Source organism: Rhodanobacter terrae, from assembly GCF_042657005.1.
GTDB classification, from domain to species: domain Bacteria; phylum Pseudomonadota; class Gammaproteobacteria; order Xanthomonadales; family Rhodanobacteraceae; genus Rhodanobacter; species Rhodanobacter terrae.
The window spans coordinates 1-23,302 of sequence record NZ_JBHSNG010000025.1 but is presented as its reverse complement, the minus strand read 5'-3'; the positions used below and the strand labels follow the sequence as shown (position 1 = coordinate 23,302).

General features: G+C 63.7%; 17 protein-coding genes. 8 read left to right on the top strand and 9 right to left on the bottom strand.

Annotated elements, in window-relative coordinates:
• Positions 1-207: 207 nt before the first annotated feature.
• The 4 genes from ACFPPB_RS17095 to rsgA all read right to left on the bottom strand — a co-directional run bounded on the left by ACFPPB_RS17095 (position 208) and on the right by rsgA (position 5,648).
• On the bottom strand, positions 208-2,499 hold the full coding sequence (locus ACFPPB_RS17095) for an NADP-dependent malic enzyme (RefSeq protein WP_377329297.1): 2,292 nt from the start codon (positions 2,497-2,499) through the stop codon (positions 208-210).
• Positions 2,500-2,721: 222 nt separating this feature from the next.
• Entirely contained in the window at positions 2,722-4,011 is a 1,290-nt protein-coding gene (locus ACFPPB_RS17090; RefSeq protein ID WP_377329295.1) for a flavohemoglobin expression-modulating QEGLA motif protein, read from the bottom strand.
• Positions 4,008-4,496 carry a hypothetical protein gene (locus tag ACFPPB_RS17085; protein WP_377329293.1) on the bottom strand — a complete coding sequence of 163 codons (489 nt, stop codon included), beginning with the start codon at positions 4,494-4,496 and terminating at the stop codon, positions 4,008-4,010. The genes ACFPPB_RS17090 and ACFPPB_RS17085 overlap by 4 nt, the downstream gene beginning before the upstream one ends.
• Positions 4,497-4,592: 96 nt before the next feature.
• A complete protein-coding gene (gene rsgA / locus ACFPPB_RS17080; protein WP_377329291.1) occupies positions 4,593-5,648 on the bottom strand; it encodes a ribosome small subunit-dependent GTPase A in 1,056 nt (351 codons plus the stop codon).
• A gap of 452 nt (positions 5,649-6,100) precedes the next feature.
• Here rsgA and ACFPPB_RS17075 point away from each other — a divergent pair, with 452 nt between their 5' ends.
• The 4 genes from ACFPPB_RS17075 (at position 6,101) to grxD (ending at position 9,924) form a co-directional block, all read left to right on the top strand.
• On the top strand, positions 6,101-7,348 hold the full coding sequence (locus ACFPPB_RS17075; RefSeq protein ID WP_377329289.1) for an aminotransferase class I/II-fold pyridoxal phosphate-dependent enzyme: 1,248 nt from the start codon (positions 6,101-6,103) through the stop codon (positions 7,346-7,348).
• 13 nt (positions 7,349-7,361) lie between these two features.
• Complete coding sequence (locus ACFPPB_RS17070; RefSeq protein WP_377329287.1) at positions 7,362-7,976, top strand: SGNH/GDSL hydrolase family protein; 615 nt, start codon at positions 7,362-7,364, stop codon at positions 7,974-7,976.
• A 92-nt stretch (positions 7,977-8,068) separates the two neighbouring features.
• A complete protein-coding gene (locus ACFPPB_RS17065) occupies positions 8,069-8,926 on the top strand; it encodes a UDP-2,3-diacylglucosamine diphosphatase (protein ID WP_377329285.1) in 858 nt (285 codons plus the stop codon).
• Between the two features lie 74 nt (positions 8,927-9,000).
• Entirely contained in the window at positions 9,001-9,924 is a 924-nt protein-coding gene (grxD, locus tag ACFPPB_RS17060) for a Grx4 family monothiol glutaredoxin (RefSeq protein WP_377329283.1), read from the top strand.
• 105 nt (positions 9,925-10,029) lie between these two features.
• Here the strand turns inward: grxD and ACFPPB_RS17055 are convergent, their stop codons facing one another.
• On the bottom strand, positions 10,030-11,325 hold the full coding sequence (locus ACFPPB_RS17055; RefSeq protein WP_377329281.1) for an aspartyl/asparaginyl beta-hydroxylase domain-containing protein: 1,296 nt from the start codon (positions 11,323-11,325) through the stop codon (positions 10,030-10,032).
• Between the two features lie 192 nt (positions 11,326-11,517).
• Between ACFPPB_RS17055 and ACFPPB_RS17050 the strand changes: the two genes are divergently transcribed.
• Together ACFPPB_RS17050 and ACFPPB_RS17045 are read left to right on the top strand one after the other, a co-directional pair.
• Positions 11,518-13,095, top strand: a complete 1,578-nt coding sequence (locus tag ACFPPB_RS17050) for a tetratricopeptide repeat-containing sulfotransferase family protein (protein WP_377329279.1) — start codon at positions 11,518-11,520, stop codon at positions 13,093-13,095.
• Positions 13,092-14,657: a tetratricopeptide repeat-containing sulfotransferase family protein gene (locus ACFPPB_RS17045; RefSeq protein ID WP_377329277.1), complete on the top strand. Its 1,566-nt coding sequence runs from the start codon at positions 13,092-13,094 to the stop codon at positions 14,655-14,657. The genes ACFPPB_RS17050 and ACFPPB_RS17045 overlap by 4 nt, the downstream gene beginning before the upstream one ends.
• A gap of 58 nt (positions 14,658-14,715) precedes the next feature.
• Here the strand turns inward: ACFPPB_RS17045 and ACFPPB_RS17040 are convergent, their stop codons facing one another.
• The 3 genes from ACFPPB_RS17040 to ACFPPB_RS17030 form a co-directional block, all read right to left on the bottom strand.
• A complete protein-coding gene (locus ACFPPB_RS17040; RefSeq protein ID WP_377329275.1) occupies positions 14,716-16,563 on the bottom strand; it encodes a tetratricopeptide repeat-containing sulfotransferase family protein in 1,848 nt (615 codons plus the stop codon).
• Between the two features lie 65 nt (positions 16,564-16,628).
• The gene (locus tag ACFPPB_RS17035; protein ID WP_377329273.1) at positions 16,629-19,568 is read right to left on the bottom strand and encodes a TonB-dependent receptor plug domain-containing protein; all 2,940 of its coding nucleotides are present in this window, start codon (positions 19,566-19,568) and stop codon (positions 16,629-16,631) included.
• Between the two features lie 501 nt (positions 19,569-20,069).
• The gene (locus ACFPPB_RS17030; RefSeq protein ID WP_377329271.1) at positions 20,070-20,858 is read right to left on the bottom strand and encodes an AMP nucleosidase; all 789 of its coding nucleotides are present in this window, start codon (positions 20,856-20,858) and stop codon (positions 20,070-20,072) included.
• Between the two features lie 196 nt (positions 20,859-21,054).
• Between ACFPPB_RS17030 and ACFPPB_RS17025 the strand changes: the two genes are divergently transcribed.
• On the top strand, positions 21,055-21,999 hold the full coding sequence (locus ACFPPB_RS17025; RefSeq protein WP_377329269.1) for a DegV family protein: 945 nt from the start codon (positions 21,055-21,057) through the stop codon (positions 21,997-21,999).
• Positions 22,000-22,104: 105 nt separating this feature from the next.
• Here ACFPPB_RS17025 and ACFPPB_RS17020 read toward each other — a convergent pair whose 3' ends face one another.
• Positions 22,105-22,887 (bottom strand): SDR family oxidoreductase, encoded by a 783-nt coding sequence (locus tag ACFPPB_RS17020; RefSeq protein WP_377329267.1) that lies wholly within the window; start codon positions 22,885-22,887, stop codon positions 22,105-22,107.
• A gap of 120 nt (positions 22,888-23,007) precedes the next feature.
• Here ACFPPB_RS17020 and ACFPPB_RS17015 point away from each other — a divergent pair, with 120 nt between their 5' ends.
• Entirely contained in the window at positions 23,008-23,211 is a 204-nt protein-coding gene (locus ACFPPB_RS17015) for a hypothetical protein (protein ID WP_377329265.1), read from the top strand.
• Positions 23,212-23,302 lie beyond the last annotated feature (91 nt).

Genomic DNA, 23,302 nt, shown 5'->3' with positions numbered 1-23,302 from the left:
GCCAAGCTTGAGGGGGAAATACCCGTCGCCGGGGATTGCGGCGGGATCAACGTACAAGTCTAGCCGCTGGGCCGGACGCCCGCCAATTCAGCCGTCCATGCGGCTACGCATGGGACTTGCGCCACCCCGCCGTTCCCATCACCCGTTCGCGCCCCTGATCAAGTCCGGGGGCGAACGGGGGTTTCTCGACAGGCCAGGTTCGAAAACTCAGCCCTGCTGGCGGTTGGCCGCGCGGATCTGCGCCTCGACGCAGGCGACCGCGGTCATGTTGACCACGCGGCGCACGGTCGATTGCGGCATCAGGATATGCGCCGGCTTGGCCACGCCCATCAGGATCGGCCCGATCACCACGCCGTCACTGAGCATGCGAGTCATGTTGTAGGCGATGTTGGCCGCGTCGAGGTTGGGGAACACGAACACGTTCGCCTTGCCCTCCAGCCGCGAGTTCGGGAACAGCTTCTCGCGCAACGTGGGCGTCAGCGCCACGTCGGCCTGCATCTCGCCTTCCACTTCCAGCCGCGGCGCACGGGCGCGTATCAACTCCAGCGCCTTGCGCATCTTCTTCGAGCCGCAGGTGTCGCGGCTACCGAAGTTGCCGCCGGAGAGCAACGCGATCTTCGGCGTAATGCCGAACAGTTTCAGCCGAATCGAGGCCTGCAAGGTCGCCTCAGCGATCTGCTCGGGACACGGGTCGTCCTGCACGTGGGTGTCGAGGTAGAAAAACGTGCCCTTTTCGGTGGATACCGCGGCCATAGCCGATGGCTCGACCACGCCCTCGTCCAGGCCGATGATGTCGCGGATATAGCGCAGCTTGCCCTGGTACTGGCCGACCAGGCCGCAGATCATCGCGTCGGCTTCGCCGCGCTCGACCATCAGCGAGGCGATCGCGGTGGGACGCGAACGTATCACCGCCTTGGCCATCGACGGCGTCACACCGCGGCGCTGCATCAGCCGGTGATAGTGCTGCCAGTAATCGTCGAAGCGCGGGTCGGAATTGATGTTGCAGATTTCGACGTCCACGCCCGGCTGGATGCGCAGGCCGGCACGCTTGATGCGCTTCTCGATCACTTCGGGGCGACCGATCAGGATGGGCTTGGCCAGACCTTCGTCGACCACCACCTGCACTGCGCGCAGCACCGTTTCTTCCTCGCCTTCGGCGTAGACCAGCCGGCACGGCGCGGATTTGGCGCGTTCGAACACCGGCTTCATCAACAATCCGGTGCGGAACACGAAGCTGGTCAGGCGATCGCTGTACTCGGCGAAATCGGCCATCGGCCGCGTGGCCACGCCCGAATCCATCGCCGCCCGCGCCACCGCCGGCGGCAGCTGCAGCAACAAGCGCGGATCGAACGGCTGCGGAATCAGGTAGTTCGGGCCGAAGCTAGGCGGCTTGCCGCCGTAGGCGCGCGCGCTGACATCGGACGACTCGCGCCGCGCCAGCGCCGCGATCGCGTGCACGCAGGCGATCTTCATCGGCTCGTTGATGACTGTGGCGCCCACGTCCAGCGCGCCGCGGAACAGGTACGGGAAGCACAGCGCGTTGTTGACCTGATTCGGATAATCCGAACGGCCGGTGGCCATGATGCAGTCCGGCCGCACTGCCTTGGCCTCCTCGGGAGTGATCTCCGGGTTCGGATTGGCCAGCGCGAAGATGATCGGCCGCGGCGCCATCGTCGCCACCATTTCCGGCGTCAGGATGCCGCCGGCCGACAGGCCAAGGAATACATCCGCATCCTGGACGATCTCGGCCAGCGAGCGCGCCTTGGTGGCGCGCGCGTAGCGCTGCTTGTCCGGGTCCAGGTCGGTGCGTTCGGTGTGGATGACGCCGTGGCGATCGAACGCCAGGATGTGTTCGGGCTTCACGCCCAGCGCCACCAGCATGTCGAGGCAGGCGATGCCGGCCGCGCCCGCGCCGGTGGTGGCGAGGCGGATGTCCTCGATGCGCTTGCCGACCACCACCAGTGCGTTGACCAGCGCCGCGCCGACGATGATCGAGGTGCCGTGCTGGTCGTCGTGGAACACCGGGATCTTCATCCGCTCGCGCAGCTTGCGCTCGACGATGAAGCACTCCGGCGCCTTGATGTCTTCCAGGTTGATGCCGCCGAAGGTCGGTTCGAGGCTGGCGATGATGTCGACCAGTTTGTCCGGGTCGTTCTCGTCGATCTCGATGTCGAACACGTCGATGCCGGCGAACTTCTGGAACAGCACGCCCTTGCCTTCCATCACCGGCTTGCTGGCCAGCGGCCCGATGTTGCCCAGGCCCAGCACCGCGGTGCCGTTGGTGATTACCGCCACCAGGTTGGAGCGCGCGGTGTACTCCGCCGCCGTGGTCGGGTCTTCGACGATCGCGTCGCAGGCCGCGGCGACGCCGGGCGAATAGGCCAGCGATAGGTCGCGCTGGGTCAGCAGCGAGGTGGTCGGGGTGACCTTGATCTTGCCGGGGCGCGGCAGGCGGTGATATTCGAGGGCGGCGAGGCGCAGTTCTTCGGGAAGGGACATCGGCGGCGATTATCGAGGGAGGGGGGTGGCAGTCGACACGGCGACCGACTGCCAGCGATGTTAGCACCGGGGCGGCGCCGACCGGCACCCAAACAGCGCCGGGAACGCCCTGATCTGTTCAACCCGGGCGGCAGGACGTGCGGAAAGGTCGCAGACGGCAATGCGCGGACTTTCCGCACATCACCCCGTCGTGGGTTTTCCATCGGCTGGGTCGAGGCGTCCCTAGACGCTGGACACCAGCTCGTCGCCCTGCACCCGGTTCATGTGGATGCCGTTGATGAAGACCGAGAACGCCAGCTTGCCGGCCAGCCCGTGCACATGCTGCATCCACGGCGGCAGCCAGCGCGGCGGCAGGATCGCGCCGGAGGCGAAATGCGGTTGCAGCGCGATCACGTCGTGCAGGGTCAGCTTGCCCGCGAACAGGTGGCGCAGCAGATCCATCCGCTGCTGCTTGAACGCCCAGCGGAAGAACGTGTGCACGGTGAGCAGGCCGGACAGGTACACATTGTCCTTGGCGAACGCGGCGCCCCCGCTCAGCGGCACGCCGCGGAACACCCGCTGCGCCGAGTGGAAACTGTCCGCCGCGCTCTGTCCGCAGCTGCTGAAGTAGCGATAGACCTCGACGAAGTCGGCACCGTTCAGCGCCATGTCGATCGCCAGGATGCGCAGGCTGATGCGCTTTAGCCGGGCGATGTCGATCGCGCCGGACATCAGTTCGGCGAACACGGCCAGCCCTTCCTGAGTCGCGGTGACTCGCGGCGAGGTGCGCGCCAGCGAGGCCAGCAAAGGCTGCTGGCGGCCGTTCAGCGCGGTCAGCGAGTGCACGAACGCCTCGTGCGCCAGCAGCTGATGGCGATCGTATTCGCTGAAGCAGGTGTCGCCGCGCAGGCGGATGCGGGTGGCGCCGGCCGCCGCCTTCGCGGTCAGCTCGGCATCCACTTCCACCCTGATCACACCGGCCCCGAAAAAAACGTCCAGCGTCTTCGCCAGCTCGTCGCGCAGCTCGATGGCCGGCATGTCCACATTGCTGTCGTCGGCGAGCAGATCCGCGCCCAGCTCGTCGGACAGTTCGACGAAGTAATGCGCCGCGTCGAGGTTGCTGCGCTGGCTGCCGGGGATCAGGTCGCCCGGCTTGCCGTACAGCGCGATCGACGGCGCGGTGACGCCGGCGGTCCCGGCCGACTCCAGCATCTCGGCGGCGATCCGCCACGATTCGGCGGTGCGGCGCAGGTACTCGCCTAGCGGATCGATATCGTGCGGGTCGCTGCCGCCGGCCGCCGCCTCGATCGCCGCCAGCTCCGCGCGTGCCGCGGCCAGGTCCGGCCGCGTGTAGGTCACCTCGGGCAACGCGAACCGGCCCTGGCTGTAGGCCTCGATCATGCGGCCCTCCAGCGACGCCGGCCACGCCACCGTCGACAGGATGTGGATGCCGCGCACCGCCGCCAGCAGACGCTGGTCCAGCGCCGCGTAGCGCTGCAATTCGGGCGCGATGGCGCTGGCCGGCACGTTCATCGCCGCACTCCGCGCAAGGCATCGACGCGTTCGATCAATTCGGTCGCGATCGGGTCGGGCTGGAAAGCGTTCAGGAAACCGCGCGGACTGGCCGGGATAAAGGTGAGATTGCGCCCGTAGCGGGAGTCCGTCCGCAGCATCAGCGTGACGCGGCGCGGATTGGTCATCGTGCTGGCGTTGATGTTCATCACGTCGCTCAGCGCCACGCGTCGCTGCTCGTCACGGTTCTTCACGACCAGCCAGTCGCCGTCGAGCCAGACCTCGTCGACAAGGTCCTGGATCAGCTTGCGGAAGATGAAGAAACCCACGCCGGCCAGGAAAACCGGCATCAGCAGAAACGGCACGATCTGCCGGGACTGCACGGATGTTCCGTCGAGTCGGGGTCCCCACAACGCCATCGCGAGGAAAACCAATAGAAAGCCGAACCACAGGATGGGAAAGATCCGCTTGTAGAAATACGTGGATGACGAGGACAGCCGACGCATGCCTGCGCTCCGCAACAACGATGCCGCGATACTAGATGCTTTGAGGGGCGGCGTGCGCGGCAGCGGTGCGCCAGTGAGGCCTGGGACGCCCTGGCCTCACTCCCGCTCCCGCTGCCCGCGATGCCCATGCGGCCGCTCGGTCGGCCGGCCACCGCGCTGCCGACGCAAGCGCGCCTCCAGCGTCGCCGCCTGCTCCTCGCGCTCGTCGTGCAGCTTGAGGTAGTTGCGCCAGCGTCCCGGCGCCAGCTCACCGTTGTCCAGCGCCACCTGGATCGCGCACCCCGGCTCGCTGCCATGGCCGCAATCGGCGAAGCGGCATTGCTCGGCCAGCGCTTCGATGTCGGCGAACAGGTCGAGGTTCTCCTCGCCGGTGAGCTTCAGTTCGCGCATGCCGGGGGTGTCGATCAGGCAGCCGCCACTGGGCAACTGCAGCAGGGCGCGGTGGGTGGTGGTGTGGCGACCGCGGCTGTCGTGGCTGCGCACTTCGGCCGTGGCCATCGTCGCCGTACCGAGCAAGGTATTGGTCAAGGTGGATTTGCCGGCTCCTGACGAACCGACCAGCACCGCGCTGTCGCCCGGCTGCAGATACTGCGCCAGCAACGCCACGCTGGATGGATCCTTGCCGTTCAGCGGATGGATAGGAATGTCCGCCGGCAGCCGCGCCCGCAGTGCCGCGATCTGCTCGGCCGCGTCATCGCGCGTGTCCAGCTTGCTCAGCAGCACCACCGGCTGGGCGCCGGAGTCCTCGGTCAGGGACAGGTAGCGCTCGATCCGGGCGGGGTTGAAATCGCCATCCAGCCCGGTCAGCACCAACACATAATCGATATTGGTGGCGATCAGCTGGCGCTCGTAGCGCTCGCCGGCGGCCGCCCGCGACAGCACGCTGCGCCGGGGCGTCACGGTAACGATGTGCGGCGGCGTGCCGCTCTCCACCTCCACGAAATCGCCGACCACCGGCCGTTCGGCCGGGTCGATCCCGCGCTTGAGAAAGCGTCCGTCCGGTTGCGCGCCGAACAGGGTTTCGCCGTCATGTAGCTCGTAGCCGGCGCGATGCTGGGCGACTACCCGCGCCAGCCGCAGGCCGGCGGCGGGCAAGGCATCCCCACGCCAACCGATGTGCCGCAGCCGCACTTTCGTTTCGGCATCACTCATGGCGAAGGTCTGTCTGCATGGTCTGGCGATTATGCCTTGGGACGCCCTGATCTATTCAACGCAGGCGTCACCGGTTCTGTCTGCCCGCAGATCAAGGTGCGTCGACGAAGGCAGGCTGGCCGCCTGTCGAGGAGGTGCGCCGCGGAGATGGGGGCAGACAGAACCGGCCCAACCGATTGAAAACAAATGACGGGGTGATGTCCAGAAGGCCCGCAGGCGGCAGCGCGCGGCTTGCCAAGGCAACCAGCCTTGGCGGCGCCACACACCACCACCTGCGAACCTTCTGGACATCATGCCGCCTGCGTTGAATAGACCAGGGCGTCCCTTGCCCGGGCATTGCCCGCCGATGAGCCGAAATTCGCCTCGAATGGTGCTCGCGCTGCACTGCATCACGCTGCTAGCATCCATCTACCGGCGATGGCGCCGTATGTTGACCTCAAAGGATACCGGTGGTGGCTTCGATCAGACCCAGTGCGCACCTGGCGGATGTGCGCTATGAAATCCGCGGTGCACTGACCCGGCGAGCGCGCGAGTTGGAAGCCGCCGGTCTCGACATCATCAAGCTCAACATCGGCAACCCGGGTCGCTACGGCTTCGAGGCGCCGGCGCATCTGCGCGAGGCGATCGCCTGCCATCTGCACGACAGCGAAGCCTATGGCCACGAACAAGGCCTGGAAGTCGCCCGCGAGACGATCGCCGAGCAGCAGCGCGCCCGTGGCGCCCGTGGCGTCGAGCCCGAACGCATCTTCATCGGCAACGGGGTCAGCGAACTGATCGACCTGTCCTTGCGCGCGCTGCTGCAACCCGGCGACGAGGTGCTGCTGCCCAGCCCGGATTACCCGCTGTGGAGCGCCGCCACCATTCTCAACGGCGGTCAGCCGCGCTATTACCACTGCCTTGCCAGCCACGGCCACCTGCCCGATCCGGACGAGGTCGAGGCACTGGTCACTCCGCGCACCCGCGCCCTGGTGCTGATCAATCCGAACAACCCGACCGGCGCGGTGTATCCGCGCGCGCTGCTGCAGCGGCTGGTGGCGATCGCGGCGCGGCACCGGCTGCTGTTGCTCACCGACGAGATCTACGACGAGATCCTTTACGACGGCGCCACTTTCCAGCCGCTGGCCGAAGTGGCCGGCGAAGTGCCCTGCCTCAGCTTCGGCGGCCTGTCCAAGGTGCATCGCGCCTGCGGTTACCGGGTCGGCTGGATGAGCCTGTCCGGCGATCCCACGCGCACCGCGGCGTATCGCGATGCGCTGCAATTGCTTGCCGCGTTGCGCCTGTGCGCCAACGTGACCGCACAGTGGGCCGTGGTACCGGCGCTGCTGAGCGCGCCCACGATCGGGGCACTGACCGCACCCGGCGGCCGCCTGCACGAGGCGCGCCGCGCCGTGCTGGAAGGTGTCGCGGCCAGTGAACACCTGGAATTGATCGCTCCGGACGGCGCGCTGTACGCCTTCCCGCAGGTACGCGCCGACCGTTTCGCCGATTTCGACGACGAGGCGTTCGCCCTGCGCCTGCTGGAGGAGGAATCGGTCCTGGTGGTGCCCGGCAGCAGTTTTAACGTGCCCCGCAGCCGCCATTTCCGGCTGACGCTGCTGCCGCCGCCAGTGCAGCTGCACGAAGTATTCGTGCGGATCGACAGGGTGCTGGCACGGATGGCCCACGAACAGCCGAAGGCCCGTGCCGCCGCGGTGGCCTGAGCGCATTCGTCCCATGAAGTCCACCACGTCCCCGCTGCGCTATCTGGCTCTCGGCGACTCCTACACCATCGGCGAAGCGGTGGCCGCGCACGAGCGCTGGCCAGCCGAGCTGGTGCAGCGCCTGCGCCGGGCTGGCGTGGCGATCGACGATCCGCGCATCGTCGCCGTCACCGGCTGGACCACCGACGAGCTGTCGCAAGGCATGGACGCGGCGTCACTGGTGCCGGCGTACGACCTGGTCACCTTGCAGATCGGTGTCAACAATCAGTACCGCGGCCGCGCGGCCGACGACTTCCGCGGCCAGTTCGCCGACCTGCTGGCTCGCGCGATCATGCTGGCCGGCGGCCATGCGGCACGCGTGGTGGTGGTGTCGATCCCCGACTGGGGCGTCACCCGCTTCGCCCACGAGCAAGGTCGCGACCGCTCACGCATCGCGGCTGAACTGGACGCCTACAACGTCATTGCCCGCGACGAGAGCCACCGTGCCGGCGCCCGCTTCGTCGACATCACCGGCATTTCGCGCGCGCATCCCGATCTCGTCGCCGAAGACGGCCTGCACCCCTCGGCGGCGCAGTACGCGTTGTGGGTGGAAGCGATCGAGCCGATCGTTCGCGCGGCGCTCCGCTAGCTCGGCGGCAACGAGGCTGCAACCTGTTCGCCATGCCGCGGTGACGTAGCAAACGCACACTGGCGCCCCGGACCACTACCGGGGATTGCGCCATGAATACCTTTCCTTGCCGCAGCGCCTTCATCTCCGACGTGCATCTGGGCACGCCCGACTGCAAGGCCGCCTACCTGCTCGATTTCCTGCGCCAGCTGCGCTGCGAAAAGCTCTATCTGGTCGGCGACATCATCGACATGGAGGCACTGGCGAAACGCCACTGGTGGCATGCCGAGCACAGCGCCGTGATCGCCGAGATATTCGCGCTGGCACGGCGCGGGGTCGAGGTCATCTACATCCCGGGCAACCACGATGCGCCCGTGCGTGGCCTCCATGGGCAGAACTTCGGCGGTGTGCGGATCGTGCTGGACGCCGTGCATGTCGGTGCCGACGGCCGCCGCTACCGGGTGAGCCATGGCGACGAATTCGATCCCGAGCATGTCGGCCGTCGCTGGATGCTGCAGTTCGGCGAAGCGATGCATCGCCTCATCTGCTGGAGCAATCGCCGCCTGCACGCGATGCGGCGACGGCTGGAACTGCCCTACCTGCCGCTGTCGATCATCATCAAATCGCATATCGGCAAGGCGCTGGCGTACATCCGCGCCTACGAAGACCGCGTCGCCGCGGATGCGCGCGGGCGCGGGTTCGATGGCCACATCTGCGGGCACATCCACTTCGGCCAGGTGCGCGAACTGGGCGGCGTGCTTTACCTCAACGACGGCGACTGGGTGGAGCACTGCACCGCCCTGATCGAGGACCACACCGGCGCGATGGAGCTGATCCACTGGAGCGAACAGTCCACCGCGCTGGGCCGCGCCAGCCGCGAGCTGATATGGCCGTCGCCCGCAGCGGTGCTGGCGCTGGCGCCGCTGGGCATGACCCGGCGCCATCTGGGCGAGCTGCGCCGGGCCGCCTGAACAACGGCCTTGAAGGGCGGCAGGATCGCCGCATATCGGGCGGCGTATCATTGTCTTCTTTGCCGGAGTTCCCCATGTCCCTTGACGCCACTACCCGCGAACGTATCGAGACCCTGCTCAAGGACCACCGCGTGGTGCTGTTCATGAAGGGAAACCGCCAGCAGCCGATGTGCGGCTTCTCCGCCGCGGCCACCAACACGCTCAACGAATTGCTGCCCGAGTACCACACGGTCAACGTGCTGGATGACCCGGAAATCCGCGAAGGCATCAAGGCCTACGGCGAGTGGCCGACGATTCCGCAGCTTTACGTGGAAGGCGAGCTGGTCGGCGGCGCCGACATCATTCGCCAGATGTATGGCAGCGGCGAGCTGCATGCGCTGTTCGGCGTGAGCGCGCCGGATCGCACGCCGCCGCAGATCACCATCACCGACGCGGCCGCCGAGGCGATCCGCCAGGGCACCGCGAACGCCCAGGGCGTGGCGCTGCACCTGGAGATCGGCCCCGACCATAGCGCCGGCTTCCAGCTGGCGCCCGCCGGCGAACACGATATCGTGGCGCACGCGAACGGACTGGAAGTGCATTTCGATCCGGCCAGCGCCCAGCGCGCCAAAGGCATCGTGATCGACTGGGTCTCCACCGTGCAGGGCGAAGGCCTCAGCCTGAAATTCCCCGGGGCGCAGGAAATCAAGTCGCTCAGCGTGCATGAGCTGAAGGCCTTGCTGGAAGCCGACCGGATCACCCTGATCGACGTGCGCCCGGCCCACGGCCGCGCCCAGGCCGCGCCGCTGGCGCAGGCGCGGGTGCTGGAAGACGAAGGCTACGAGAGCCTCGCCAAGCTGCCGAAAGACACCGCACTGGCCTTCATCTGCCATCACGGCGTTTCCAGCCGCGCCATGGCCGAGCGATTTGCGGCGCATGGTTTCAGCAACGTGCACAACGTGGAGGGCGGGATGGATGCGTGGGCCGTCGAAATAGATTCGAGTGTGCCGCTCTACTGATGGACATCCTGATTGGCAAGTCTCGAAGACGCCCACTCTGCGGGCACTGCTATTTCTGCGATAGCCACAGAATCCGAGGACACCCGCCAACCGGCGAGGTGGATTTCAGCCTTGTGGAGTGGCCACTTCGCTACTGCGATTGAAATCTCCGATCGCACCAACCAGTTCGGTTACTGCGGCGCGCTCGGCTTCGCTCAGGTCGGGATTCCAGCTGTCGAGAATTAATACCACGCGCGTCTCGGTGCTGTTGTTCCACGCCTCGTGCTCGAACGTGTCATCGAAACTGACACATCGCCCCTCCTGCCATTCATGAATCTCGCCACCAACCCGGATGGCGCAATCCGGAGGCACGATCAACGGCAGATGCGTGACCAGGCGCGTGTTGGTGACACCACGATGCGGCAGGATATGCGTGCCCGGGCGCAGCACGGAATAAAGCGTCTCAGGCGCGTGATCACGAATGCGCGCCAATGGCAACGCATCCAATAGGCCAGAGGTGCGCGGGCAGCTCGCGCATTGTTCGTCGTAACGTACACCATGACGATAGAAGAAGTACGCATCCCACGCCGCTGTCTGGTTGCCGGATGCGCGCAGATATCCACCGAGCTCCGTGGGCGAGTTAATGCCGAGAAACGGTTGCAGCGCTTGATTTTCCGCCAGCACTGCTCGCAACTCCTCTCGAATCATTTCGGTGGCGGCCTCCAGCTCCCGGTGCCAGGGAAAGCGCTCGCTGGCGTAGTACGTCTGGCTGGGCACGCCAGGGAAATAGAGGAACTTCGGTTTCTGCCGTGGATCAGGTAGGGACACCGCCTTCTCGCCAAGATAAATGGCTAGGCAATCTTCCACGCGCAAAAGTTCGGAGCGGCCATAGCGCTGCCGCAGAGGCTCCAGCACCTGATGGAAAAGCCGGGGGCGCTCGACATCAATGAAACGGATCGCATGCTTGACTGCATCGCGGATACCTGGCGCCGTGCTCGAGTCACCCAGCCATCGACCTTGCGCCTGTGCTGCGTTTACCGCACCGAAATAAGCCACCAGCGCATCGTGTATCTCTCCCAGGTGTTCCAATGCCATGCCCAGACGCAGGCGCGCCATAAACATGTGCGGTGCCAACTCTACCGCATGACGCAAGTTGACCACTGTGCCGTGTAGGTCCCCGACAGCCATCTGCGCTGTGCCCAATTGGTGCAGCGTATCGGCATCGTTCGGACGCACCTGGTCGGCGACAAGCAGCATGGCCACTGCACGCGTAGCATCTCCGCGAACCAGATGACGACTGGCGACGAATTGCAGCGCTTCCATGTCGTTGGGAACCATCTCCAGCAGCCGCGTGAAGTACTGTTCGGCCAGCGCGACATCACCGTGCTGCAGCCCGTTGTATGCCATTTCGCGCAAAGCCATGGCGCCCTCATGTAGCTCACTGTTCATTGCCTGATTACCGCCGAACGGGTTTTGTCCAAGAAGAAAGCCGTCAGTCAGTCTCGCTGCCGGCGCGTACTAGGCATAATAACGATGTTCGAAAGACTGTGGGCCTTATCCTTGCACCTGCAGGATAATGCGCGGCGGAAGTCACATCCTGACCAGAGATCATTGATGAATCCACGTTTGCATGGGCTGGATCCTGCCGCAATCCAATACGTCATGGCCGCAGGACAGGCGCTCGATGATGGGCGCCTTGATGATGCCAATCGCCAACTGTCTCGCGCGCTGGCGGCGTACCCGAACCACCCTGAAGTATTGCGTCTGCTGGCAGGTATTCATAGTTTGCGCGGCCAACATCTCGATGCATTGCGCATGATGCGCCGGGCCCTGGCGCAGTGCCCGCAAGATCCGTTTTATCACAATACCCTCGGTTCGCTGCTGGGCACGGCAGGCGACTATGAATCGGCGATCGATGCATTGCGCGTTGCCTGCAGCCTTCAACCCGGTCTGGTCATCGCCTGGTACAACCTCGGCGTGATGCTGATCAAATCCGTTCACAATGACGAAGCCGTGGATGCACTGCAGCGGGCTGTCTCGCTTGCACCCGGCCATACCGCCGCGCGCGCCCTGCTCGCCGACATTCTGCGCACACGAGGACAGTTCGATGAAGCTGCCACCGAATACCGCCAGCTGATTGCCCAGTATCCGGCGGCCGGCATCGCTTGGTGGGGACTGGCTGATCTCAAGACACAGCGTTTTACCGAAGAAGACATCAAGCGCATGCGCTCGGCGCTGCAGCTCCCCGCGACAGGCGACGACGATCGCATCGCAATCGGCTTTGCCTTGGCCAAGGCGCTCGATGATAGTGGCGATTATGCCGATTCGCTTGCCGCGCTGGAGCAGGCCAATGCCATCTCGCGCCACCGTCAGGCCTGGAATGCCGAAGAGTTCTCCGGCAGGGTCGTAGCCATTGGCGCAGCGTTCGATCCACCGCCTGTCGGTGCACCGGAACCGATTGGCGGCGAGGTCATTTTCATCGTCAGCCTGCCGCGCGCGGGCTCTACTTTGGTTGAACAAATCCTTGCCTCGCATTCGTCGGTGGAAGGCGCAGGCGAGCTACCCGATCTGCCTCAAGTTCTGGCTGAGGAATCGCGCCGCCGTGGCAAGCCGTTTCCTCAATGGGTCGGCGACATGCAACCGTCCGACTGGAAACGGTTGGGCCGTCGTTACCTGGAGCGTACCGCGCACTGGCGACTACGCCGCCCCATCTTCACCGATAAGCTGCCCAACAACTGGATCTACATCGGCGCGATCCGCGCCATGCTTCCGGGCGCACGTATCGTGGTCTGCCGCCGTGACCCGCTGGAAACATGTTTCTCGTGCTATCGCCAACGTCTGGACAGCAGCAGCGGCTACACGCGCACCTTCGATGATCTGGCCCGCTTCTGGCGCGACTTCGACCGCAGCGTGCGGCATTGGACCGTGTTGCATCCCGTTTCCGTACACGAGCACAGTTATGAAAAACTACTTGCCGAACCAGAGGTGCATATTCGCGAACTGCTGGATTTCTGCGAGCTGCCGTTTGAAAATGCATGCCTGCATTTCCACGAGAATCAGCGCGAAGTGCGCTCGCCCAGCGCCACCCAGGTACGCCAGCCATTGCGCCAAGACATGGCGCGTGCGCCCCGTTATGGCAACCTGCTAGACCCGCTCAGGAAAGCGCTCAGGCTGCCACCGTGGCGACCATGACAACCTCTGTCACGAGCACGACACGACTCGCCGCGTTGGCGCCGGCCTCGGAACAGGAGTGGCTGGAGAGTGCCCGCGCCCTGATTCTGGACGCTGACCTGGATGGCGCGTTTGCCTTTTTTTTGGCGGCGGCAGCGCAGTATCCTGCCTCGGGCGAAGTGCGTATTGGTCTGGCTGGTCTGTATTGGCAAATGCAACAGCACGAGCAGGCCGAGGCCCTGTTGCGCGACTGGCTCGCGCAGTGTCCTGATCACGTCGGCGCCACATTCCTGCTGGCCCGTATGCTGCGCGAGCAGGGCCGCATGCGGGCGGCCGCCGAGGTGATACGGAAACTGTTCGAGCATGGCCGCCATGATGTCGACACAGTGATCCAGGCAATCGAGACGCTCGACGACTATGGTCGCCCGCAGGATGCCGCAGCCATCTGCGAGGCGGAGATTGCCACCGGCTCGACCGACCCGCGCATTCACGCCTATGCAGGGATGCTGGATATTCAGCTGGGTGAATTCCCGCGAGTGCGCGAACGCTACAACTTCGCGCTTGGCCATAGTCCCGAGGCGGTGGAATGGAATATCCCGATAGGTTTGTCCGGCCTGCAACGCTATCAAGACTCCAGCCATCCGGACTTCGCGCTGTTCCACGAAGTATTGAGCCGCCCAAGACTGAGCGACAAGGCGCGTACCACCACCCTGTTCGCCCTCGCCAAGGCACATGACGATATCGCCGATCATGCACAGGCCGCACGCTATCTGCACGAGGCCAACGCACTGGCGCACGCCGCCGGTTCCTGGTCGCGCAAGCAGTGGAACCGCTCTGTCGAGGCACGCCTCGCTGACAGGCCCTATCCGTTCGCGCTACCCGCACCCGTCGATTGGGTACCGATATTCATCGTCGGCGTTCCGCGTTCCGGCACTACGCTCCTGGCCGAGCTGCTCACGCGGCATCCACAGGTCCTCAATCGAGGTGAACTCGGCTGCATCAGGATGCTGGCGCAACAACTTGCACTGGCGGACCGCAACGAGAAACTTCCATTCGAGCAGGCTGCCGCGGTCTATGCGGCACAGCTACGTCAGGATGACTCCGAAGCACATTGGTTCATCGACAAGCAGCCGCTGAATCTGCTGCATGTCGATCTGATCATGGCGCTGTGGCCCAATGCACGTATCATCCATTGTCAGCGTCATGCACGCGATACTGCCTTGTCCCTGTGGTCGCAATCCTTTCATGATCGGGCGCACGATTATGCCTACGATCTCGGCGACATTGGCGCGGTAATACATGGCTGCCGCCGCCTGGCAAAACGCTGGAATGCGCGCTATCCAGAATCGTTCCACACCGTCCGTTACGAAGACCTAGTAGCGGCGCCAGTGGACATCATGGCTGCACTGAACGACTGGCTGGAATTACCAGTCACGCAGTCATCTATCACCCTGCGGGAACCACACGCCATCAGCACCGCCAGTGCATGGCAAGCACGCCAACCCGTGCATGCGCGCTCTGCCGGGCGCTGGCGCGATTACGCGCCTTACCTGCCGGAGCTACTGCGGATCCCCGATCGATAGGCACCGATTGCGGGGTAACTTTGGCACGACGCATTGCCGACCAGATCAGCTATACCGACTAGCCCGCTGGCGGAATGCTGGCCATTCCACTGTCATAGCCCCAATGCCGCAGCATGGGTTCGAGAATGGGCAAGATCGGCTCAAACTGGCGGCGATATCGATGCCAGCGGCCAAGGCCTTTCCGGTTCACGGGCTCGATCACCTGTGAATAGCTTGGCGTGGCGATGTAGGCCTTGTTGCGTGCATGTCGGTCGAACTCCAGCATCGGCGAGGCATCTCCCAACTGCAGGAATTCTGTGATGCGCGTCGCCTGCTGTGGAAAGTCCGTTACCAGATCCTCGTAGCGCGACACCATCACCGATGGCTGGAAGATATTCACGTCTTCAAGCCATGTCGTCATGGCCTGTACGTAGGCATGCGCCAACCGTTCAAGGCTGGAACAGGCGGCGACCAGAATGCTGGAGCGGAAATTCTGCATGTAGCAGCTTAGGATCACATCGCATGGATGGCGTAGCGCCAGGATGAACCTTGCCTCCGGAAACAAACGATGGATCATCGGCAACCACAGCATGTTCAGCGGATTTTTGTCGACCAGCTGCGCGCCCCGACGACGCGAAATGCGCTCGGCCACCATGGCGCAGTAGCGCTTGCGCAATTCGTCGCAATCGAATTGCTGCAATACACCGAGATCATCCAGGATGCGTGGATTCTGCCGACGCAGCATGAGCACCAGACGATTAAAAAAGGGATTTTCATCCATAGATTGCAGGCCGGGGTGCGCATCCAGCATCTGTTCTAGCAAGGTCGTACCCGAGCGAGGGAAGCCCACGATGAAAACGGGCGAGTCGCGCGCCTCGGGGGCGATCAGCTTCGGCCAGTGTTTATACTGCTCCGCCGGTATGCGGGGAGCATCTGTTGGCAAAGCCTGCGCGCCCGGCTCAAAAAAGTCTGGCGAGGCAATCTGGAATTCGTGGGCCTGCCGGCGGTGTGCTTCGCGCAGGGCCGTCATCGCCGCATCCGTTTCGCTCTGTCGATCACACGCTGCGCCCAGGTCGAAATAATGGACAAAGTCATCGTCGCCATGCGGCCCGCATTGCTCCAGCAGTTGCCTGGCACCCACCGGATCTTTCTTACGAAGCGCCAGCTCGGCAAGGATATGCAGTGCCTCCTTGCGTTGTGCATCGGTCGCGCCTGATCCCATGCGAACTACCGAAAGCACCAGTTCCTCCGCGTCCGTCAGTCGATTGAACCGTTCATAGATGCTGGCTAGCAGGAGCCTCGCGTCCAGGTGACCGGGTCTCCGGGCGAGCAGGTCCTCCAGCAAATCCGCTGCGCCGGGAATATCGTCCTGCAGGGTCAGTACCTGGGCCAGCTCCAGCTGGAGCGTGTCGTCATTCAACGGCAGCCAGTTCCGCCACGGGCCGAGCAAATCCCTAGCACCCTCGAAATCCTGGCAGAGACAGCAGGCTCGGGCGGCATGAATGCGTGCCAGCGGCGACTCCCGATCAAGTTCAAAAGCGTCCAGCAGCGCCCCACGGGCGGCCAGATATTCGTGTCGCTGGATCAGCAACAGTCCCAGGTGAATCCTCGGCATGGGATTGCGTGGATCCATCTGCGCCGCTTTCGAATAAGCCTGCCGGGCATCTTCCTGCGCGCCGGCCGCGGCGAGAGCAGTGCCATAGTTGTTCCAGTGCTCGCTGCTCATCGGGAATAGCTGCGTCAATTGGGCATAAATCGACATGGCTTCATGCAGTCGCTCCTGGGAATGCAGACTCATAGCTAACAACAACAGGAGACTCTCGTCCTGCGGAAACTCGAGCAATGCAGTGCGGCATAGCTGCTCCGCATGATGTAGTTGACCCGCATTTATCGAAGCAGCGATCTGGGTAATGGCGTTGGAGGTCATGAGATCCAAAAAAAAGGGCCGCGTGATTCACGCGGCCCATCAAGACTAACGCTTAACCAAGTGACTTAGAACTTGACCGTCACGCGAGCCCAGAAATAGCGGCCCATCAGGTCAAAATCGCTCGGGTCGGTATTGGCGTTGAGCGTGTTGTTCGCGTACAGCATGGGCGGCTGCTTGTCGAACAGGTTGTTCACGCCGACATCCACTCGCGTGTTGTACGGCTCGATGTTGTAGCCGAACGACACGTCGTTGTAGACCGTCGCGCCGTACTTGAGCACGCTACCCGGCTTGCCGTTCGGCTGCGTGTCCTGCAGCGTAAAGGCCGGACCACCGTTCTGGAAGCGGCCGATGTAGCGCATGCGCCACGAGGCACTCCAGCTACCCTGCTGCCAATCCACGAAACCCTGACCACGCCAGCGCGGGAAGAGGCAGATACCAACGTTGTCGGGACAGGCGGCAGCCTGCGCGGAGCCGTACGGCAGGAGGCGGCCGGCATCGTTGTATGTGTCGGAACCCGTGTTCTGCGTATAGTACTTCAGGTAGGTCGCGTTGACGCCGATATTGAACTGACCGAAGGAGAACTGTGGCAGCTTGTAGTTGGCCGACCAGTCGACACCGCCGGAGGACAGGCTGCCCAAGTTGGCAGTCGGCTCGATAAAGCCCTGTGCCAACTGACCCGCATTCTGACCGCTCTGTACGCGCTTAATGTACTGGCAGAATACCGTCTGGCCAGACGCGCAGAGATTGAGCACGCTCTGCATGCCGATCGAGGTGATGGTATTGTTCAGGTTGACGCGCCACACGTCGACCGTGGTGGACAAGCCCGGCACCCACGACGGGCTGTACACCGCACCGAAGTCATATGATTTGCCCGATTCCGGCTTGATCGGGAAGCCCGCTAGTGAAGCGCCCTCGGTGATTGCAGAGGCCTGCGTCTGCGATACAACGAAGTTGTTTTGGAAGGTGCCATCGGTGGGTACGAACTGGCAGGCCAGCGCCAGCGGCGAACCCGCCGGGGCACCGGTATAACCAGTACACGGATCGCTGTGGATGTTCGGCGCATCGGAGCCTGACGAGAACAGCTCAGAAACGCTTGGTGCGCGGAAAACTTCTTCCATCGTGCCACGCAGCAGCAAGTCGTCGATCGGCTTCCACTCCAGCGCGAACTTGAAGTTGTTCGTGCTGCCGAAGGTGTTGACGCGCGAATAACGGTCGCCGATGGTCAGATTCAGTGACTGCACGCCCGGTAAACCCTGCAATAGCGGGATGAATGCTTCGGCGTACAGATCCTTGGTGTTGTAGCCACCCTTCAGGCCGGCCGCGCACTGACTGCCCAGGATGCAGCTGCCGGTGGTGGGATCAAGCAATAGTTCGGTATCCGGGTTGATTACATCTCGTTCCTGACGATATTCGGCACCGACCGCCAGCTGCACGGCACCGGCCGGCAGACTGAACAGCTCACCGTTGATGCCGGCGTGCCAGGTCTTCTCGATCAAGTACTGGTTGGAGGTGGCGGTCGCCACGGCCGCCTTCGCTGCTGCGACGCTACCCGGTGCATTGATGTTGAACGGGTTGAACTGGCATGCGACTGCACTCACACCCGCCGGGCAAGTAGCCGTACCGTCGGCGTTCAGCGTGGAAGGACCGGTGTACAACTGGGTCTGGTTAACCAGACCACCCGTCGTGGTGACGATGCTCTCATGACCATAGTTGAGGCCAATGTCCCAAGCCCAGTTCCTGTCAAAAACCGTAAAGTCACCACGGAAACCCGTATTGATCTGGTCATCAGTTCGGGCGGTCGAGGCAAAACGGGGACCGACCGAGGTCAGACGCGAGCGGAAGCCCAGACCGGTATTCCCGTTGTATGCGTCGCCCTGATTCGGGTTGAACGCATTGAATGCATCGAGCGAGGCGCCCGTCGTATCGGTGCCATACACCGCCGGTGCCAGCTGGAAGCTCGCCGAGGTCTTCTCGTAGATGACATCCATGTAAGCCGACACATGGTCGCTCAGATGGTAGTCACCGTTGATGAACCCGCCGGTACGCTCCTGCGGGGTCATGATCAGGTTGATCGCCGCATAGTTGTACTTGTCGGCGGCCGTATAGCAATGGTAATTGGTCGGCGTCATTTGCGTGCTGTCGCCGCCCGGGTTCAGCGACACGAAGCCACCGCAGTTCGCGAACGCTGTTGCTGCAGCGCTGCCTGCTGGCACCTGAATGCGACCCACCGGTGTGGACGATGAACCACCGATAATCACTTTGTTTCCGACAAGGGTCAGAGCATTCCTGGAGAAATCGCGCTTGGCCGCCAGGACGCCATCCTGCTTGTTGTAGTTGACGCCGGCCATGATGCTTCCCTTGTCGGACGACTGTCCAAAAGTGAAGGTGTAGCCGGTTTGATTGCCATCATTGTGATCGGATTCACCGACGTTGGCGGTGAACTGCGCACCTTGGTAGTTCTTGCGCAGGATGAAGTTCACCACGCCGCCGATAGCGTCTGAACCGTAGGTTGCCGAAGCACCGGTGGGCAGCACTTCGATACGCTCGACCGCGTCAGCCGGAATGGCGTTCGGATCCTTGCTCAGCAGACGCTGGCCATCGACCAGGATCAGCGTTCGCCGCGAACCCATGCCGCGCAGGTTGATGCTCGATCCACCCGTACCGCCGGCGTTGTTGACCTGCGGATTGACGGCGCCGCCGGTCATGGCTGGGAGCTGCTGCACCAAGTCGCCCAGCGTCATCTTGCCGGTAGCCTGAATTTGAGCGCGGTCGATGGTGACCACCGGGCTGGCTGTCTCCAGGTCAACACGACGGATCAGCGAGCCGGTAACCACCACGGTCTGCAGCGATTTCGCCTTCTGCTGGTCCGGCTGGGTGTTGCTGGTTGTGGACTGGCCGCTGGTATCCTGAGCAAATGCCGTACCCGACGCGCCAATAGCAATGACAGCACCCAGCGAAAGCGCCAGGCGGACTGACGAAGAAAGTTTCTTGACCCCAAGTTTCATAAAGACACCCTCCGATTAATTATTGATGGGTCAGAAAACGTTCTGCCCAAAAACTGCAACCCGGCCCGATCCTCCCAGGCCAGACGAACTTCAGACCCACGACTCCCGATCTTTGCCGATACTAACAGGCAAATAACGCTACGTGAACACGTAACATACCTTTCGGGTTGGTCATATCTGTGGAGCAAGACTGCGTCCATGGCGCCATGCTCACCATCGGACCGCGCGACCCAGTCCAAGCACCATGCGTGCTTTATCAAGCTTGCTTTACGTATTGTCAACAAAATTTGTACAAGCAAGAACTTGCGAAATGCCGTAGATTCCAGGCCGATCCTGCGCATGCCACGTGGCATTTACGGCTTGATTGCCGCTCGTCGCCCGTACGGGCGAGTTCGCCGCGGGACATCCGTCAGCCCGATTAATCGTATTTTTTTACGATTGTCGCACTCGCGAGCGGGAGTTGGGTCATCCCCCGAATCCAGGATTTTTCCCGAACCGGACTCATTCTGCCTCTGCATCTTCAAACCGCAGATGCTTAACGCTGCGCCCGTTGCGACGGACCAGCTTCAGTGCCTCGATGCCGATCTTGATATGCGCCTCGACAAACTGCGAGGTGATGCTTCGGTCGCTGGCCTCGGTCTTCACTCCTTCCGGAATCATCGGCTGGTCGGACACCAGCAGCAGCGCGCCACAGGGAATCCGGTTGGCGAAACCGGCGGCGAAGATGGTGGCCGTTTCCATGTCCACCGCCATGCAGCGGGTGCGCCGCAGATACTCCTTGAAGGTGTCGTCGTGCTCCCACACGCGGCGGTTGGTGGTGTACACCGTGCCGGTCCAGTAGTCGTGGCCTAGGTCGCGGATCATGGTCGATACCGCGCGCTGCAGCTGGAACGCCGGAAGCGCCGGCACTTCCGGCGGCAGGTAGTCGTTGCTGGTGCCTTCGCCGCGGATCGCGGCGATCGGCAGGACCAGGTCGCCGAGCCGGTTCTTCTTCTTGACGCCGCCGCACTTGCCCAGGAACAGCGCGGCATGCGGCTCGATCGCGCCGAGCAGATCCATCACGGTGGCCGCGTTGGGACTGCCCATGCCGAAATTGATCAAGGTGATGCCGTCGGCGGTGGCGTTCGGCATCGGCCGGTCGCGGCCTTGCACTTCCACGCCGTGCCACTGGGCGAACAGCTCCACGTAATGACCGAAGTTGGTCAGGAGAATGTGCTGGCCAAACTGCTCGAGCGGCGTGCCGGTGTAGCGCGGCAGCCAATTGGAGACGATGTCCTGCTTGCTTTTCATATGGGACCGATACCCGTCATGCGTTGCCGGCGACGCCACGCCGGCGGGATGCCAGAGACTGACGGCTCATCTTAGAGGCTGTCCACGGATTGCAGGGGAGGCAGCAAAAACGGGACGATCCGGGCAACTTCCGGTTGACGCCGTGGTCGCATGTTGCGTGCTATGTTCAGCCTGCCATTCATGACGGGGGTACGTGATGCGGATGGGCCTGGCTATTGATGCCTCCTGCGATTTGTCGCAGGCGTTTCTGCAGCGACACAACGTCGCGATCATGCCGATCACCGTCAAGCTGGACCGCGAAACCTTCCTGGACGACCGCCGGCCCGAGGAGCTCCAGCGCTTCATCGACCGCAGGCTCGGCAGCCGCAGCCACTCGGCGGAAACAGAGCCGTGCCCGGTGGAAGAGGTTCAGAAGCTGTTTCTCGACAAGCTGGTGCTGGACTACGACTGCGTGTTCTGCCTGACCATCACCGCTACCCGCAGCCCGATCAACGAGCACGTGAATCGCGCCAGCTTCGCCATCCTCAAGAACTATCGCCAGGTGCGCGAGCAGGCTGGCATCCCCGGCCCGTTCATGATGCGCGTGGTCGACACCCGCAATGTCTTCGCCGGCACCGCACCGGCCATCTACGAGGCGGCGCGGCTGATCGCCGCCGACGAACCGCCCGCGGCCATCCGCGAGCGCCTCACCCATATCGCCAACAACAGCTACGGCTACATGCTGCCGCGCGACCTGATCCATCTGCGCAACCGCATCAAGAAGAGAGGCGACCGCAGCGTCAGCCTGTTCAGTGCGATGGTCGGCACGGCGCTGGACATCAAGCCGCTGTTGCGCTGCTTTCGCGGCGAAACCGCGCCGGTCGGCAAGGTGCGCGGTTTCGATCACGGCGCAGAGATGCTGTTCGGCTACGCTGCGCGGCGGGTGCGCGCCGGCCTGCTGGTGCCGCTGGTATGCGTGAGCTACGGCGGCGACCTGGCCGTGCTGCCGCAACTGCCCGGCTATGTCGAGCTGCGTGCGGCCTGCGAGGAATGTGGCGTCGAGTTGATGGAGGCGCCAATGAGCATCACCGGCATGGTCAACGTGGGCGAAGGCGCGGTGACGCTGGGCTTCGCCGCCGATGAACATGACGCCGAGTTCTGAGGAAGGTTCGCGGCATGCCCCGCCCGATCGTCCCGCTGCGCCGCGACCGTGAACTGCCAGCCCAGCTGAAGAATCGCCGAGCCGCGCTGTATCCCCTTCCCGTGCTCAGAAACCGTAGTTGAGGAAGCCGCCGTCCACCGCCAGCACCTGCCCGGTGATATAGCTGGCCGCCGGCAGGCACAGGAACGCGATCGCGGCAGCCACTTCCTCGGGTTCGCCGATCCGCCTGAGCGGCGTGCGATCGAGCACTTCGTCGAGATAGTCCACATCCGCCAGCGCCGGCTCCGAACGCTGTGTGCGGATGTACCACGGCGCCACCGCGTTGACGCGGATGCCGTCCACCGCCCACTCGGCCGCCAGGTTGCGGGTGAGCTGGTGCAGCGCCGCCTTGCTCATGCCGTACGGCGAACCGGTGCGCACGTGGGTGACTCCCGACACCGAACCCACGTTGACGATAGCCGCATTCGCATGCTGCACGAGCTGCGGATGCGCCAGCCGGCACATCTCGAACGCGGAAAACAGGTTCTGTTCGAACACCATGCGGTATTCGTCTTCGCGATAGTCGAGCGTGGCCATGGGGTGGTTGCCGCCGGCGTTGTTGATCAGCAGCGAGACCGGCGCGCCCAGATCGGCGATCCAGTCGAACACCGCCAGACGCTCTTCGGCCTCGGTCATGTCCGCGCCGAACGCCAGCACCTCGACATCGGCGAATTCGTCGGCCAGTTCCACCCGCACCTGTTCGAGGTAGTCCTCGTCGCGCGCCACCAGCAGCAGGTCGGCCCCCAGGCCGGCCAGCTCGCGCGCGGTGGCATGGCCGATGCCCTTGCTGGCACCGGTGATCAGGGCGGTATGGCCTTGCAGTTGCCAGGCATCGATGCGGCTGTTCATGCGCGCAGCTTAAAACGACGATCTTCGCGCGCATAGCTCGGACGACAATCTCGCCAATCCATGCTTGCCTGCACCGGGGCATGGCGGGACACTGGCTCGTCACTCCGCGCGAGAACTGCCATGAAGACGCTGCCGATCCTGCTCTGCGTACTCGCCCTCGGTGCCTGCTCCGGCAAGCCGCCGGCACCCAAGGCCAAGCCCGCCGACGTCGCCACACCCTTCGACGCACTGAAGGCGGACGAACAACGCGCCAAGGACGTGCAGAAAGTCGTCGACAAGCAGGCCGACGAACAGCGCAAGCAGATCGACGCCCAGGATCACTAACGCTTCATCACCCGCGTGGGTTTGTGTAGGAGCCCGCTGGCGGGCGATGCTGTTGCTTTGATGGTTGGAGAGATTCAAAGCAACAGCATCG

Excerpts from the sequence above, each read along its gene's own strand:
- ACFPPB_RS17030 (WP_377329271.1), bottom strand. The coding sequence starts at position 20,858 with ATGAAAAGCAAGCAGGACATCGTCTCCAATTGGCTGCCGCGCTACACC.
- ACFPPB_RS17025 (WP_377329269.1), top strand. The coding sequence starts at position 21,055 with ATGCGGATGGGCCTGGCTATTGATGCCTCCTGCGATTTGTCGCAGGCG.
- ACFPPB_RS17065 (WP_377329285.1), top strand. The coding sequence starts at position 8,069 with ATGAATACCTTTCCTTGCCGCAGCGCCTTCATCTCCGACGTGCATCTG.
- ACFPPB_RS17095 (WP_377329297.1), bottom strand. The coding sequence starts at position 2,499 with ATGTCCCTTCCCGAAGAACTGCGCCTCGCCGCCCTCGAATATCACCGC.
- ACFPPB_RS17070 (WP_377329287.1), top strand. The coding sequence starts at position 7,362 with ATGAAGTCCACCACGTCCCCGCTGCGCTATCTGGCTCTCGGCGACTCC.
- rsgA (WP_377329291.1), bottom strand. The coding sequence starts at position 5,648 with ATGAGTGATGCCGAAACGAAAGTGCGGCTGCGGCACATCGGTTGGCGT.
- ACFPPB_RS17055 (WP_377329281.1), bottom strand. The coding sequence starts at position 11,325 with ATGGCTTTGCGCGAAATGGCATACAACGGGCTGCAGCACGGTGATGTC.
- ACFPPB_RS17050 (WP_377329279.1), top strand. The coding sequence starts at position 11,518 with ATGAATCCACGTTTGCATGGGCTGGATCCTGCCGCAATCCAATACGTC.
- ACFPPB_RS17020 (WP_377329267.1), bottom strand. The coding sequence starts at position 22,887 with ATGAACAGCCGCATCGATGCCTGGCAACTGCAAGGCCATACCGCCCTG.
- grxD (WP_377329283.1), top strand. The coding sequence starts at position 9,001 with ATGTCCCTTGACGCCACTACCCGCGAACGTATCGAGACCCTGCTCAAG.
- ACFPPB_RS17085 (WP_377329293.1), bottom strand. The coding sequence starts at position 4,496 with ATGCGTCGGCTGTCCTCGTCATCCACGTATTTCTACAAGCGGATCTTT.
- ACFPPB_RS17040 (WP_377329275.1), bottom strand. The coding sequence starts at position 16,563 with ATGACCTCCAACGCCATTACCCAGATCGCTGCTTCGATAAATGCGGGT.
- ACFPPB_RS17015 (WP_377329265.1), top strand. The coding sequence starts at position 23,008 with ATGAAGACGCTGCCGATCCTGCTCTGCGTACTCGCCCTCGGTGCCTGC.
- ACFPPB_RS17035 (WP_377329273.1), bottom strand. The coding sequence starts at position 19,568 with ATGAAACTTGGGGTCAAGAAACTTTCTTCGTCAGTCCGCCTGGCGCTT.
- ACFPPB_RS17090 (WP_377329295.1), bottom strand. The coding sequence starts at position 4,011 with ATGAACGTGCCGGCCAGCGCCATCGCGCCCGAATTGCAGCGCTACGCG.
- ACFPPB_RS17045 (WP_377329277.1), top strand. The coding sequence starts at position 13,092 with ATGACAACCTCTGTCACGAGCACGACACGACTCGCCGCGTTGGCGCCG.